15 protein-coding genes are annotated in these 13862 nt (G+C 60.4%); 8 read left to right on the top strand and 7 right to left on the bottom strand.

The genetic code is table 11. The features are described 5' to 3' along the window. Window positions 1-226: 226 nt before the first annotated feature. From J3Q04_RS08145 to pabB, 4 genes are all read left to right on the top strand, one after another. A complete protein-coding gene (locus tag J3Q04_RS08145; protein ID WP_434607019.1) occupies window positions 227-763 on the top strand; it encodes an ATP-dependent zinc protease family protein in 537 nt (178 codons plus the stop codon). A gap of 5 nt (window positions 764-768) precedes the next feature. Next, window positions 769-2301 carry an inactive transglutaminase family protein gene (locus J3Q04_RS08140; RefSeq protein ID WP_420767247.1) on the top strand — a complete coding sequence of 511 codons (1533 nt, stop codon included), beginning with the start codon at window positions 769-771 and terminating at the stop codon, window positions 2299-2301. Next, window positions 2301-3287 (top strand): alpha-L-glutamate ligase-like protein, encoded by a 987-nt coding sequence (locus J3Q04_RS08135; protein WP_039593716.1) that lies wholly within the window; start codon window positions 2301-2303, stop codon window positions 3285-3287. The genes J3Q04_RS08140 and J3Q04_RS08135 overlap by 1 nt, the downstream gene beginning before the upstream one ends. A gap of 277 nt (window positions 3288-3564) precedes the next feature. Continuing rightward, on the top strand, window positions 3565-4908 hold the full coding sequence (pabB, locus tag J3Q04_RS08130; RefSeq protein ID WP_434607023.1) for an aminodeoxychorismate synthase component I: 1344 nt from the start codon (window positions 3565-3567) through the stop codon (window positions 4906-4908). A 103-nt stretch (window positions 4909-5011) separates the two neighbouring features. On the opposite strand, the gene thrH is transcribed toward pabB, so the two are convergent. Continuing rightward, window positions 5012-5629 (bottom strand): bifunctional phosphoserine phosphatase/homoserine phosphotransferase ThrH, encoded by a 618-nt coding sequence (gene thrH / locus J3Q04_RS08125; protein WP_434559930.1) that lies wholly within the window; start codon window positions 5627-5629, stop codon window positions 5012-5014. A gap of 172 nt (window positions 5630-5801) precedes the next feature. On the opposite strand from thrH, the gene J3Q04_RS08120 reads away from it, so the two are divergent. The 3 genes from J3Q04_RS08120 (at window position 5802) to J3Q04_RS08110 (ending at window position 9314) form a co-directional block, all read left to right on the top strand. After that, window positions 5802-6545, top strand: coding sequence for a phosphoadenylyl-sulfate reductase (locus J3Q04_RS08120; protein ID WP_420767244.1), 744 nt, complete (start codon window positions 5802-5804; stop codon window positions 6543-6545). 452 nt (window positions 6546-6997) lie between these two features. Then, window positions 6998-8527, top strand: a complete 1530-nt coding sequence (locus J3Q04_RS08115) for an NCS1 family nucleobase:cation symporter-1 (RefSeq protein ID WP_434607026.1) — start codon at window positions 6998-7000, stop codon at window positions 8525-8527. 58 nt (window positions 8528-8585) lie between these two features. Continuing rightward, a complete protein-coding gene (locus J3Q04_RS08110; protein ID WP_434607028.1) occupies window positions 8586-9314 on the top strand; it encodes an aspartate/glutamate racemase family protein in 729 nt (242 codons plus the stop codon). A gap of 125 nt (window positions 9315-9439) precedes the next feature. Here the strand turns inward: J3Q04_RS08110 and J3Q04_RS08105 are convergent, their stop codons facing one another. Next, window positions 9440-10363, bottom strand: coding sequence for a LysR family transcriptional regulator (locus J3Q04_RS08105; RefSeq protein ID WP_434559934.1), 924 nt, complete (start codon window positions 10361-10363; stop codon window positions 9440-9442). 125 nt (window positions 10364-10488) lie between these two features. Here J3Q04_RS08105 and J3Q04_RS08100 point away from each other — a divergent pair, with 125 nt between their 5' ends. Continuing rightward, on the top strand, window positions 10489-11235 hold the full coding sequence (locus tag J3Q04_RS08100; protein WP_434607031.1) for a 3-oxoacyl-ACP reductase family protein: 747 nt from the start codon (window positions 10489-10491) through the stop codon (window positions 11233-11235). A 40-nt stretch (window positions 11236-11275) separates the two neighbouring features. On the opposite strand, the gene J3Q04_RS08095 is transcribed toward J3Q04_RS08100, so the two are convergent. The 5 genes from J3Q04_RS08095 to J3Q04_RS08075 all read right to left on the bottom strand — a co-directional run bounded on the left by J3Q04_RS08095 (window position 11276) and on the right by J3Q04_RS08075 (window position 13582). After that, window positions 11276-11971, bottom strand: coding sequence for an HAD-IA family hydrolase (locus J3Q04_RS08095; protein WP_434607034.1), 696 nt, complete (start codon window positions 11969-11971; stop codon window positions 11276-11278). 198 nt (window positions 11972-12169) lie between these two features. Further along, complete coding sequence (locus J3Q04_RS08090) at window positions 12170-12541, bottom strand: hypothetical protein (protein WP_434559936.1); 372 nt, start codon at window positions 12539-12541, stop codon at window positions 12170-12172. 85 nt (window positions 12542-12626) lie between these two features. Next, window positions 12627-12830: a hypothetical protein gene (locus tag J3Q04_RS08085; protein ID WP_420767238.1), complete on the bottom strand. Its 204-nt coding sequence runs from the start codon at window positions 12828-12830 to the stop codon at window positions 12627-12629. Between the two features lie 42 nt (window positions 12831-12872). Next, a complete protein-coding gene (locus J3Q04_RS08080) occupies window positions 12873-13046 on the bottom strand; it encodes a hypothetical protein (RefSeq protein ID WP_434559938.1) in 174 nt (57 codons plus the stop codon). A gap of 119 nt (window positions 13047-13165) precedes the next feature. After that, window positions 13166-13582: a glycine zipper domain-containing protein gene (locus tag J3Q04_RS08075; protein WP_420767236.1), complete on the bottom strand. Its 417-nt coding sequence runs from the start codon at window positions 13580-13582 to the stop codon at window positions 13166-13168. Window positions 13583-13862: the final 280 nt, after the last annotated feature.

Here is a 13862-nt window from a genome sequence, read left to right as displayed (position 1 = left end):
AAACGTCAAAGCAAAAAACCATATTGTCGACAATCGTCTAATAACGCGTGCTGACATAACTTGCCGCTTCGAAGTATCGTAGCCCCCGGCCAGCGGTGGCGTCAGAAAACCACCGTGCTAGAATGCCGCCGCATTTGCCACTCTTCTATATAGAGAAGGCACCTAGGGAGCTTGTGCAGTAATGCCAGGGCCTGAACCGAAAACGGAACGCTGCGCACCAGGATTTATGACACTCAAGCCCTTATCTGCTGCCTTTTGCTTCATGTGCCTGCCGGGGCTCGCCGCGGCGGGGGAAAAAACCGTGTACGGCCTCAACGAATATGCGGCGCTGCAGGGCATTGACCTGGAGGTTGCCGCCAAGCTGGACACCGGTGCCAAGACGGCCTCGCTCAGTGCCCGCGACATCAAGCGCTTCAAGCGCAACGGCGAATCCTGGGTGCGCTTTTACCTGGCGATCGACGCCGCCCATTCGCACCCCATCGAACGCCCGCTGGCCCGGGTCAGCAAGATCAAGCGCCGCGCCGGTGACTACGGCCCCGAAGAAGGCAAGAAGTACACGGCCCGGCCGGTCATCGAACTGGACATCTGCATGGGCTCGGCCCTGCGCAGCATCGAAGTGAACCTGACCGACCGCAGCGCCTTTCAATACCCGTTGCTGATCGGCTCCGAGGCGCTTAAACGCTTCGACGCGCTGGTCGACCCCAGTCTCAAATACGCAGCCGGCAAACCCGCCTGCGCCAATGCCGCTCACACCGCAGAGTAATTCCAATGCGCTCCCTTACCCTCCATTTGAAAATGCTGATCGCCATCCTAGTGGTGCTGGGCCTGTCGGTAACGGCCTATCAGATTTTCGTGCTCGGCATCCCGGTGACCGAAGACGCCACCGATGACCTCTGGAATATCGATGCCAAGGTCGAGTTCGTGCCCAACGCCAAGGATCCGGTGAAGATCCAGATGTTCGTGCCCCCCTTGAGCCGCGACTATGTGAGCCTCAACGAGAGCTTCATTTCCAATAATTACGGCGTGGCGGTGAACCGGGTCGACGGCAACCGCAAGGTGACGTGGTCGGCCCGTCGCGCCAAGGGCAACCAGACCCTCTATTACCGCTTGGTGCTGACCAAGCGCTACAGCGCCGAGAAAACCAAGGTCAAGGGCCCGACCTTCCGCGACAGCATTGCCGTCGAAGGGCCGGAAAAACTCGCCGCCGAAGCACTGCTCGCGCCGATCCGCCAGCATTCGGCCGACGTCGAGACCTTCATCAGCGAAGCGATCAAGCGGGTCAACAACCTCAATGACGACAACGTCAAGCTGTTGCTGGCCGGTGATCCTTCGTCGGCCAACAAGGCACGCATCGTTGAATTGGTGCTGTCCATTGCCCACGTGCCGGTGGAAAAGGTCCACACCATCCGGCTGGTGGCTGACCAACCGCAGACACCCGAGCTGTGGCTGCGCAGTTTCAACGGCACCGATTGGCTGTATTTCAACCCGGATACCGGCGAGCAAGGCCTGCCCACCGACCGTTTGCTGTGGTGGACCGGCGATGAGAACCTGATCACCGTCGATGGCGGCAAGAAAGCGACCGTCACCTTCAGCATGAACAACAGCGAAATGAACGCCATTCGCCTGGCCAAGCTGACGGATGAGAACACCGACGCCAACTTCCTCGAATATTCCCTGTACGGCCTGCCGCTGCAGACCCAGCAAACCTTCATGATCATGGTGATGATCCCGATTGGCGTGCTGGTGATCCTGGTGCTGCGCAACCTGATCGGCCTGCAAACCCTGGGGACCTTCACCCCGGTGCTGATCGCCCTCGCCTTCCGCGAAACCCAACTGGGTTTCGGCATCATACTGTTCACGGTGATCACCACGCTGGGCCTGTCGCTGCGTTCGTACCTGGAGCACCTCAAGCTGCAAATGCTGCCGAGGCTCTCCGTGGTGCTGACGTTCGTGGTGGTGCTGATCGCCGCCATCAGCCTGTTCAGCCATAAGTTGGGCCTGGAACGCGGCTTGTCAGTGGCGCTGTTCCCGATGGTGATCCTGACCATGACCATCGAACGCCTGTCCATCACTTGGGAAGAACGCGGCGCCGGCCACGCGATGAAAGTCGCCATCGGCACCTTGTTCGCCGCGTCGCTGGCGCACCTGATCATGAGTGTTCCTGAGCTGGTGTACTTCGTGTTCACCTTCCCGGCGATCCTGCTGATCCTGGTGGGCTTCATGCTGGCCATGGGTCGCTATCGCGGCTATCGCCTGACCGAGCTGGTTCGGTTCAAGGCCTTCGTCAAGGCTGACTCCTGATGTTCGGCCTCTGGAAGACCTGGAAAGCCCTGGAAGCCCGGGGCATCATGGGCATCAACCGGCGTAACGCCGACTACGTGCTCAAGTACAACAAGCGCAGCCTGTACCCCATCGTCGATGACAAGATCATCACCAAGGAACGGGCTATCGCCGCCGGCATTCATGTGCCGGAGCTGTACGGGGTGATCTCCACCGAGAAGGAAATCGACAAGCTCGACGAGATCATCGGCGGGCGCACCGACTTCGTGATCAAGCCGGCCCAGGGCGCCGGCGGCGATGGCATCATCGTCATCGCCGATCGCTTCGAAGGCCGCTACCGCACCGTGTCCGGCAAGATCATCAGCCACGAGGAAATCGAGCACCACGTCTCGAGCATCCTCACCGGCCTGTATTCCTTGGGTGGGCACCGTGACCGGGCGCTGATCGAGTACCGCGTGACGCCGGACCAGATCTTCAAGAGCATCAGCTACGAAGGCGTGCCGGACATCCGCATCATCGTGTTGATGGGCTACCCGGTGATGGCCATGCTGCGCTTGCCGACCCGTCAGTCCGGCGGCAAGGCCAACCTGCACCAGGGCGCCATCGGCGTCGGCGTCGACCTCGCCACCGGCCTCACCCTGCGCGGCACCTGGCTGAACAACATCATCACCAAGCACCCCGACACCACCAACGCGGTGGATGGCGTGCAGTTGCCCTACTGGGACGGCTTCATGAAACTGGCCGCCGGTTGCTATGAACTGTGCGGGCTGGGCTACATCGGCGTAGACATGGTGCTGGACCAGGAAAAAGGGCCGTTGATCCTCGAACTGAACGCCCGCCCCGGGCTGAACATCCAGATTGCCAACGACTGCGGGCTGACCCTGCGCACCCATGCCGTGGAAGCACGCCTGGAAGAGCTCAAGGCCCGAGGCGTGATCGAAACCGTGGAAGAGCGCGTGGCGTTTGCCCAGGAATTGTTTGGGCACATTCCGCCGGTAGAGGGGTGAAGCTGAGGATGAAAACCGAAGCTGAAGGTTGAACCCTGTGGCGAGGGAGCTTGCTCCCGCTGGGTTGCGCAGCAACCCCAAAGCCCAGCACCTCGGTGTATCAGAATGATCGCGCTCAACTGCCCAGGGGGCCGCTTCGCAGCCCAGCGGGAGCAAGCTCCCTCGCCACGGGTCTCATTGAAGCTTCAGACCTGTTCAATACCGACATCCCTCTAGGAGCAATTCCTACAGGGGATTACAATCGCCACCCCGCCTGAACGGCCGACCCACCCCGCCCATGCCAACCTGCTTCGTACACCCGCTGCCCTACCGCGCCAACCCCGCCGATTATTTCGCGGCGATCCGCCATGCCCCGGGAAGCGTGCTGCTCGACAGCGGCCGGCCGAGCGCCGAGCGGGGGCGTTATGACCTGCTCAGTGCCTGGCCGCTGGAACAACTGGCGGTGGTGCCGGATGAAAGCGGTGGCCATTTCCTACAGCGTCTTCGGATGCATCTAACGCAGCTGGGCCACGCAGAGCTACCTGGCACGGTGCAATTGCCCTTCGCTGGCGGCCTGATTGGCTACTTGAGCTACGACTTCGGCCGACACCTCGAAGCACTGCCGTCCCATGCACACGATGACCTGCAACTGCCCGACGCACGTTTCGGCCTGTACGACTGGGCATTGATTACCGATCACCAGGCCGCTACCAGCCAACTGGTTTTCCATCCCCATTGCGGCGAAAGTGAACGCCGACGTTTGATTGAACTGTTCAGCCAGCCGCTCGCGGCGCCTGCCAAGGCGTTCAGTCTTGAGGGCCCGATGGCGCCCGACCTCAGCGCTGAAGCCTATAAGCAGGCATTCGAACGTATCCAGGCGTATATCCAGGCCGGCGATTGTTATCAGGTCAACTTTGCCCAGCGCTTTCGCGCCCGGTGCCAGGGCGATGCGTGGCCCGCTTACCAGGCGCTGCGGGCGGCCTGCCCGACGCCTTTTTCCGGTTTCCAGAGCCTGCCGGAGGGCGGCGCGGTACTGAGCCTGTCGCCGGAGCGTTTCGTCAAGGTCAGCGAAGGCCACGTCGAAACCCGCCCGATCAAGGGCACCCGACCCCGCGGCACAACGCCCGAGGAAGACACGGCCCACGCCGCCGAACTGCTGGCCAGCCCCAAGGACCGAGCGGAAAACCTGATGATTGTCGACCTGCTGCGCAATGACCTGGGCCGCACGTGCCGCATCGGCTCGGTGCGAGTGCCAGAGCTGTTCAGCCTGGAAAGTTATCCGAACGTGCATCACCTGGTCAGCAGCGTGACCGGCGAACTGGCGGTTGACAAGGACGCCTTGGACCTGATCGCTGGTAGCTTTCCCGGCGGCTCGATCACCGGCGCGCCGAAAATCCGCGCCATGCAGATCATCGACGAACTCGAACCGACCCGACGCGGGTTGTATTGCGGCTCGCTGCTGTATCTGGATGTGCGCGGGGAAATGGACAGCTCGATCGCCATCCGCAGTTTGTTGGTCAAGGATGGACAGGTGTGTTGCTGGGGCGGTGGTGGGATTGTCGCGGATTCAGATTGGCAGGCGGAATATCAGGAGTCGATGACCAAGGTGAAGGTCCTGCTGGAAACCTTGCAGAACCTGTAAACCCTGTGGGAGCGAGCCTGCTCGCGAAGGCGGTGGTTCAGCCAGCATTGATGTTGACTGACAAACCGCTTCGCGAACAGGCTCGCTCCCACACTGAGAAGTGTTACAGGCCGAGGGGGCGGTTCGAAGCCTTGATGAATTCCTGCTTCAACTCGGCAAACGTATGCACCGCCGGGAATTGCGGAAACTCGCGGATGACGTTTTCAGGCGCATGGAACAGTATCCCAGCGTCGGCTTCGCCCAGCATAGTGGTGTCATTGTAGGAATCTCCCGCCGCGATCACCCGATAGTAAAGGCTCTTGAAGGCAAGGACCGACTGACGCTTGGGATCTTTCTGACGCAGCTGATAGCCAGTCACTCGCCCGCCGTCGTCGGTGATCAAACGATGGCAGAGCAGCGTCGGGAAACCCAGCTGACGCATCAGCGGTTGGGAAAACTCGTAAAAGGTGTCGGAAAGAATCACCACCTGGAACCGCTCCCGCAGCCAGTCGACGAATTCGATGGCGCCGTCTAGCGGCTGGAGGGTGGCGATGACTTCCTGGATATCGGAGAGCTTGAGACCATGCTCGTCAAGGATGCGCAACCGTTGCTTCATCAGCACGTCGTAGTCGGGAATGTCCCGAGTGGTTGCCCTGAGGGATTCAATCCCGGTTTTTTCAGCGAAGGCGATCCAGATCTCCGGGACCAGCACACCTTCCAGGTCGAGACAGGCAATTTCCACAAGACACTCCCATTTTTTGATGTTTATCGGTTGAGCGAACAAAAGGCTTGCCGACTCTAGCCATTCGACGAAGCCCGCGCAACGCACAGGAGCGCGCCAGCCCCCGTTGCTTTTGTTACCATCAGCCCCATATAGAGCGCCCAGCGCCACCGACCTGTAGGAAACCGCCCTGATGAGCCCATCGTTTGACGTCGTGGAACTCGCCACGACCTATGCCAACAAGTCCCCCCAAGACATCCTCAAGCTGGCCTTCGCCGAATTCGGCGATGACCTGTGGATATCCTTCAGCGGCGCCGAAGACGTGGTGCTGGTGGACATGGCCTGGAAACTGAACAAGAACGTCAAGGTGTTCAGCCTCGACACCGGCCGCCTGCACCCGGAAACCTATCGTTTCATCGACCAGGTCCGCGACCACTACAAGATCGACATCGAATTGATCTCGCCCGACCATACGAAACTGGACCCTTTCGTTAAGCAAAAAGGCCTGTTCAGTTTCTATAAGGACGGCCATGGCGAATGCTGCGGCATCCGCAAGATCGAGCCGTTGCGGCGTAAACTGACCGACGTGCGCGCCTGGGCCACCGGCCAGCGTCGCGATCAGAGCCCTGGCACCCGCAGCCAGGTGGCGGTGTTGGAAATCGACACGGCATTCTCTACGCCCGAGCGCACGCTGTATAAGTTCAACCCGCTGTCGCAGATGACCAGCGAGGAAGTCTGGGGTTATATCCGCATGCTCGAGCTGCCTTATAACAGCCTGCACGAACGCGGTTTTATCAGCATCGGCTGCGAGCCATGCACCCGCCCCGTCCTGCCGAACCAACATGAGCGCGAGGGCCGCTGGTGGTGGGAGGAAGCCACGCAGAAAGAATGCGGGCTGCACGCCGGCAATATCATCGCCAAATCCAAGACTGTTTAGCCCTTCCTCATTTTCTGTACACAAAAATGTCACTTCAGGTGCCATTTTTGTGTGCATGCCCCGCTTGAATGCCCCTAAAAGTTACACCGACTCTAAAACCCTACCTGCTGCCTCCCCCCGCTTGACGCTAGCGTTGAAAATAAATACCTGTTCAAACGGTCAAATTTTACATTCGATATTTCAGGCGGTTACTTGCAATCCATAACAAACCGAAATCAACGACCCATTCGTTAGATCCTGAAGTGGCATATATCTGGCTTAAGACGACCAGTGTTTTGTATACAAAAATAAAACACAATACACACACTTTTCGATCCGCAAGCCTGAAGCGCCCTATCCCGTACAGGCTGCAGATGCCCCGTAACCAATGATGCTCGCCGCCGCGACGAAGATCTGCCGAGCCTCGCGCTCATGCACAGTCACCGTGGCCCGAGACTCTGGAGCCTGCCGGAATGCGTACAAGTCTTTCTAATAACATCGCGCTGGATCTGCCCTCCCCAACCACTGCGCTCGAAGAACGAGCAGCAGCTCCTCTCGCCTTGAGCCCCAGATTGCATAACAAGGATTTAGCGCCAACCAAGGTCGAAGGCCGGCGCTGGGGTCGCTACAGCATCTTTGCCCTGTGGACCAACGACGTACACAACATCGCCAACTATTCATTCGCCATCGGCCTTTATGCCCTGGGCCTGGGCGGCTGGCAGATCCTGCTGTCCCTGGGGATCGGCGCGGCACTGGTGTATGGCTTCATGAACCTGTCCGGCTACATGGGGCAGAAAACTGGAGTACCTTTTCCCGTCATCAGCCGGATCAGTTTCGGTATCCACGGCGCGCAGATTCCTGCGCTGATCAGGGCCGTTATCGCCATCGCCTGGTTTGGTATTCAGACGTACCTGGCTTCAGTGGTATTTCGCGTGTTGTTGACCGCGGTCCACCCTGGCTTCGCCGAGTACGACCAGAACTCCATCCTCGGGCTGTCGAGCCTGGGTTGGGTGTGCTTCGTGGCCATCTGGTTCGTGCAACTGGTGATCCTGGCCTACGGCATGGAGATGGTCCGGCGCTACGAAGGCTTCGCCGGGCCGGTAATTCTGGTGACGGTCGCGGCACTTGCCGGTTGGATGTATCTGCAGGCCGACGCAACCATTGCCTGGTCGATCCGCGAGCCCCTGACCGGAGGCGAGATGTGGCGCAACATATTGGCGGGCGGAGCGCTGTGGCTGGCGATCTATGGCACGCTCATTTTGAATTTCTGCGATTTCGCCCGCTCGTCGCCGTGCCGCCGAACCATCGTCGTAGGAAACTTCTGGGGCTTGCCGGTGAACATTCTGGTGTTTGCCGCCATTACCATCCTGTTGTGCGGTGCGCAGTTCCAGATCAACGGCCAGATCATCGAAAGCCCGACCCAGGTCATCGCCTCGATTCCCAATACGTTCTTCCTGGTGCTTGGCTGCCTGGCCTTTTTGATCGTCACCGTGGCGGTGAACATCATGGCCAACTTCGTCGCCCCGGCGTTCGTGCTCAGCAACCTGGCGCCCAAGTACCTGACCTTCCGCCGCGCGGGGTTGATCAGCGCCGCCATTGCCGTGCTGATCCTGCCGTGGAATCTCTATAACAGCCCGCTGGTGATCGTGTATTTCCTGTCCGGCCTCGGCGCCCTGCTCGGGCCGCTGTATGGCGTGATCATGGTCGACTACTGGCTGCTGCGAAAAGGCCGCATCAACGTGCCGCAACTGTACAGCGACGACCCAAATGGTGCGTATTTCTACAGCAACGGGGTCAACCTGCGGGCGGTGGCGGCGTTCATTCCAGCGGCACTGATCGCGATTGTCCTGGCGCTGGTGCCCGGCTTTGACAGCATTTCACCGTTTTCCTGGCTGATTGGCGCTTCGATTGCAGGGTTGTTGTACCTGATCATCGCCAAGCGCGAGCCGCACTACGAGGACGTAAGCGGCGAATCCATCGCTGTGGATAACGTCAGCCATTAATCCATGGAAATGGCTCGTCAGGTACGGGCCTCCTGTTTTCGTTCAAAAGGAATAGCTCATGCGAATTCTAGTGGTCAACGTCAACACCACCGATTCCATCACCCAGGCCATTGCCCGACAAGCCCAGGCCGTCGCCGCGCCGGGTACCGAGATCATCGGGCTCACGCCGCATTTCGGTGCCGATTCCATCGAAGGCAACTTCGAGAGCTACCTGGCGGCCATCGCCGTCATGGACCGGGTGATGTCCTATGACCAACCCTTCGATGCGGTAATCCAGGCCGGCTACGGCGAGCATGGTCGCGAGGGCTTGCAGGAGTTGCTCGACGTGCCGGTGGTGGACATCACCGACGCTGGCGCCAGCACCGCCATGTTCCTGGGCCACGCTTACTCGGTCGTCACGACGCTCGACCGCACAGTGCCGCTGATCGAAGATCGTCTCAAACTCTCCGGCCTGTTCGATCGCTGCGCCTCGGTGCGGGCCAGCGGCCTTGCGGTATTGGAGCTTGAAGAGGACCCGCAACGGGCGGTGGAAGCGATCGTGCAGCAGGCCGAACTGGCGGTCAGGCAGGACAAGGCGGAAGTGATCTGCCTGGGCTGCGGCGGCATGGCCGGGCTCGATGAGCAGATCCGCCAGCGCACCGGCGTGCCGGTGGTCGACGGGGTGACCGCGGCCGTGAAGATTGCCGAATCGCTGGTGCGGCTGGGGTTGTCCACCTCTAAGGTGCGCACCTACGCGACACCTCGGCCGAAGAACATCATCGGCTGGCCGGGGCGGTTTGGGCGGTGAGTGTGCGGCACTAGCCCGTGGCGCGCTCCCACATGGATTCCAGCGGCCACACAAACTGTGTTATTGCGAAATCCTGTGGGAGCGAACTTGCTCGCGATTAGAGCCAACTTCGGTCAACGTCCAAATCAGACCGCGCTAAACCGCCGAGCCAACCCCTGTTCGCCAAACTGCTCAATGATGAAGTCCACGAACGCCCGAGTCTTGCCTGGCAACAGTTTATGCTCAGCGTAATAGATGGAAATGTTGCCATCATCGACGTACCAGTCCGGCAGGACCCGTTGCACGGCGCCGCTGTCGAGGAAGGGAAGAGCTACTGGCATGCTGACCAGACCGATGCCCAACCCCTGAGCCGCGGCGGCGCAATCGGCCTCTGAATCACTCATTGTCATGCCGGGTTTAAGCATGAGCGGGCTATGTTGTTGGTCGCGGCTGGTCAATTGCCATGAACGGACACGCCCGGTTTGGGGCGAGCGAATAAGAATGCCTCGATGGTGCGCCAGATCCCCGGGCTCGATGATCTCTGGATATTTCTGCAAATAATCGCCTGACGCAACCAGCACCCGGTGGGCCACGGCCAATTTTCGAGCAACGACGCCCTGAGGCAACTCAAAACCGCCGCCGATAGCCGCGTCGAAGCCCTGGCCGATCAAGTCCACCTGCCGGTTATCGAAATGCCAATCCGGACTGATCGCCGGGTACCTGCGCAGCAATTCCCCCAACAACGGCACGACATACAACCGCCCGAACGCCGTGCCCATGCTCACTTTCAGCGTTCCCGCCGGTTGTCCGCCGGCGCTGGCCAGGTTGGCGACGGCATTCTGGATGGTGTTGAAACTGCTGCCAACTTCTCCTAGAAACAACTGGCCGGCTTCGGTCAGCCTCAAGCTGCGGGTGCTGCGCTGGAACAGGCGCACCCCCATCCGCGCCTCCAACTTGGCGACGCTTTTACCCACCGCTGCCGGGGTCACGCCCAAACGTCGTGCCGCCTCGGCAAAGCTGCCGACTTCGGCGCTGCGAACAAAACATTCGATACTGCTGAAACTCTCCATGGCGCCCACTACCAACTTTGGGTTTACACAGACTATATCAACGAAGGTCTACCCAGCCGATAGCCTAGTCTTGATACTCGCCCCATCACCGCGGCACCTCGCCCCGGCACCTTATGGAGAACATCATGAATACCCAAGCACTGAACGGCAAAGTCGCATTGGTCCAGGGCGGTTCCCGTGGCATCGGCGCCGCCATCGTCAAGCGCCTGGCTGCGGAAGGCGCGGCAGTCGCCTTTACCTACGTCAGCTCTGGCGCAAAATCCGAAGAACTGCAGAACAGCATCACCGCAGCGGGCGGCAAGGCCCTGGCCATCAAGGCTGACAGCGCCGACGCCGACGCCGTGCGCAACGCCGTCGCCGCCACCGTCGAGGCTTTTGGCCGCCTGGATGTCCTCGTCAACAATGCCGGCGTGCTGGCAATGGCGCCGCTGGATGAGTTCAAGCTGGAAGATTTCGACCAGACCCTGGCCGTCAACGTGCGCAGTGTGTTCGTCGCCACCCAGGCCGCCGCGCGGCACATGGGCGAAGGTGGCCGGGTCATCAACATCGGCAGCACCAACGCCGATCGCATGCCCTTCGCTGGAGGCGCCACGTACGCCATGAGTAAATCCGCGCTGGTAGGCCTGACCAAAGGCCTGGCCCGTGACCTAGGCCCACGGGGCATCACCGTCAACAACGTGCAGCCCGGCCCGGTGGACACTGACATGAACCCGGCCGACAGCGACTTCGCCTCCAGCCTGATAGACCTCATGGCGGTTGGCCGTTACGGCACGTCGGAAGAAATCGCCAGCTTCGTTGCCTACCTCGCGGGCCCGGAAGCTGCCTATATCACCGGGGCCAGCCTGACCATCGACGGCGGTTTCGGCGCCTGATCCGAGGCAACCCGCAGGGCTGCACAGCAGCCCTTTCGCATCAAGCCCATTCCAGTTCCGGCAAACCGCACAGGCTTGGCTGGAACAGTTTGAGTGATCGGATGATCGCATCGGCGTGGGCGTACTTTTCGTCGGCCATGGCCGAATCCGGAATAGCGATGGCGGTCATGCCCGCCGCTTTCGCCGCCGTGACGCCGAACGGGGAATCCTCGAAGACCAGGCAATCGCGAGGATCGACGCCCAGGCGTCGGGCCGCGGTGAGGAAGATATCCGGAGCGGGCTTGGCCGCACCCACTTCCGGATCATCTGCGGTCACGATGCAGTCGAACAACGCGAACCAGTCCCGATGCAGGGTGGTTTTCAGCTCGAACGATGGGCGAGCCGAACTCGTCCCTACCGCAATCGGGATGTGGTGAGCCTTCAAATGCCGCACCAGCTCCTCAGCGCCAGGCATCCCCATGGCATGAGGAAAACGCTTGCGCATCAAGGGTTCGCGAATGGTCAGGAATTCTTGGGGGGTGATTGGCAACTCCAGCGCCTGGACAACGTAGTTGGCCAGGTCCGTGGCGCCACGCCCGATGATGTTCTGCTTGACGCTCCAGTCGAACGTGCGCCCGTAGCGCTCGGCAATGATGGACGTGACTTCGGTATAGATGCCTTCGGTGTCCAGCAGCAAGCCATCCATGTCGAAAATCACGGCCTTGATCGGGCCAAACTTTTTCAGCGGTGCATTCATCGCATCTGATCCGTTATCAACTCAGCATTTCAGGGATGGCTCAGGTGCGCCCGGCGCAACGTATTCGCCTTAAAGGATTCAGCAGAATAACGAGGCGCGCTCGATACAGGCAATGGGAATTTTATTAGGACGGTGACGGGGGATTGGCAACTGCAACCCCCCGTCACGAACAGTTGGGATGATCGACGGGAACGTGCGTCAGCTGCCGGAACCACCTGAGCCGGAGCCCGACCCGCCGCCGCTTGAGCTACCGCCGCTACCGCTGCTGCTGCCGGTCCCACTGCTTGAGCCGGAACCGCCACCCATCGTGCTGCCGCCGCTGGTGGAACCGCTACCGGTCCCCGGGCTGGTGCTGCTGCCGCTGGCATCACCGCCGTTGCCTCCACCCACGGAGCCGGGTGGCAGGGCGTTGCCGGTGGTGTCGGTGGTGGATCCCGCATCCATCTGCGTCGAAGGCGGCATGCCTCCCTTGTCCACGGGCGCGTTGTCCGACGATTGGGCGAAAGCCGCCAGTGAACTGGCGCAGAGGACTCCGGCGAATGCCAGAGCCGTCAGGTTTGACTTCATCATGGTCAATCTCCTTTTCAGATGATTACTTCATGTCAGGCAACCCTGGCGCGCCGATGGTGCCGCGAAATCGACGGGCGGATGACGATCAGCTGGGCGTGCCCGAAGCGTCGTCACCGGCAATGTCCGGATCGTCCGGCGTCGCCTCGACATCCTGATCATCGCTTGGCACCTGCTCGACTCCAGTGTCGTCGTCATCAGGGGGTCGCTGGTCGCGGCTTAGCGGGTCGGTGGGTGAACGCAGCGGATATTCCGGCGTCTCGTCGTCGGGTACGGGCGTATCAGCAGTCATGGCAACCTCCTGGTATTTTCAGTAAGCGCAAGCAAGACGGACTTATTTGTAGGACTCATCCTCAACCTCGGCATCTTCATCGTCGATCAAGGGAACCTGAGCATCATCCATCAGGGAACCAGGGTCTTCGTTACCCGGATCGTTGACGCCCGGATCGTTGATGAAGGGAACACCCGACGGGCCCTTTTCTTCCTTGCCTTCAGTTTCCGGCGTCATGGCACACCTCCAATCACACGTGAATGTATGAATTCGAGGCGATAGAAAGCTAATCGTTCCGGGTAAATGCCCATAAGAAAAAACCGGCGCTGGGCCGGTATTTTCAATGCGTGGATCGCTCAGCGATGCTTTTTCTTGTGCTTGTGCTTGTGCTTCTTGCCGCCCGAGTGTCCATCATTGTCGTTGGACAGGTTGCTGCCCAGCGCACCGCCTGCCGCCCCACCAATGCCCGCGCCGATGGTGGATCCGGTCGATCCGCCCAAGCGGTTGCCAACGATCGAGCCACCCGCCGAACCCAGCCCACCACCGATGGCTGCTTCCGTACGGCTGCCCTTGCGCGCGCCCACCGCACTACCGGCCGCACCGCCGACACCCGCGCCAATCGCGGCGCCAGTGCTGCCGCCCATCTGTTGGCCAACCACATTACCCAACACACCGCCCAGACCACCGCCAACCGCAGCAGTACCGTCGCCAGCGGCCATCGCGCCCTGAGCGAGCACAAGCCCAAGCGCCAAGGTGGACAAAGTCAAACGCATGATAAAAACCTCAAGAATGCCGCATCGGGGGAAAAGGCCGGCGCGCGCGGGCGCGAGTGTACGCCAAACCGCGACAGCCATGGCGGTTGGACCACAAGCAAGGGGGTAGTTTTATGACAGGCAAAAAAAAGCCCGCTGGGGAAACGGGCAGGTACTGCTTTCTAACGGATGAGCTGAGACTACGCGACCGACTGTGAAAGAAACGTGAAAGCAAATCTCTGTAGGAAAAAAATGAAAAATTTCAGGAAACGTCCCGTTTTTACGAAACGAACGGGCGAAA

Origin of the sequence: Pseudomonas sp. D4-21 (assembly GCF_051132125.1) — a bacterium.
In the GTDB taxonomy this organism is placed as follows: domain Bacteria; phylum Pseudomonadota; class Gammaproteobacteria; order Pseudomonadales; family Pseudomonadaceae; genus Aquipseudomonas.
Note: the sequence above shows the minus strand (reverse complement) of the source record. Positions and strands in the feature narration are given on the sequence as shown.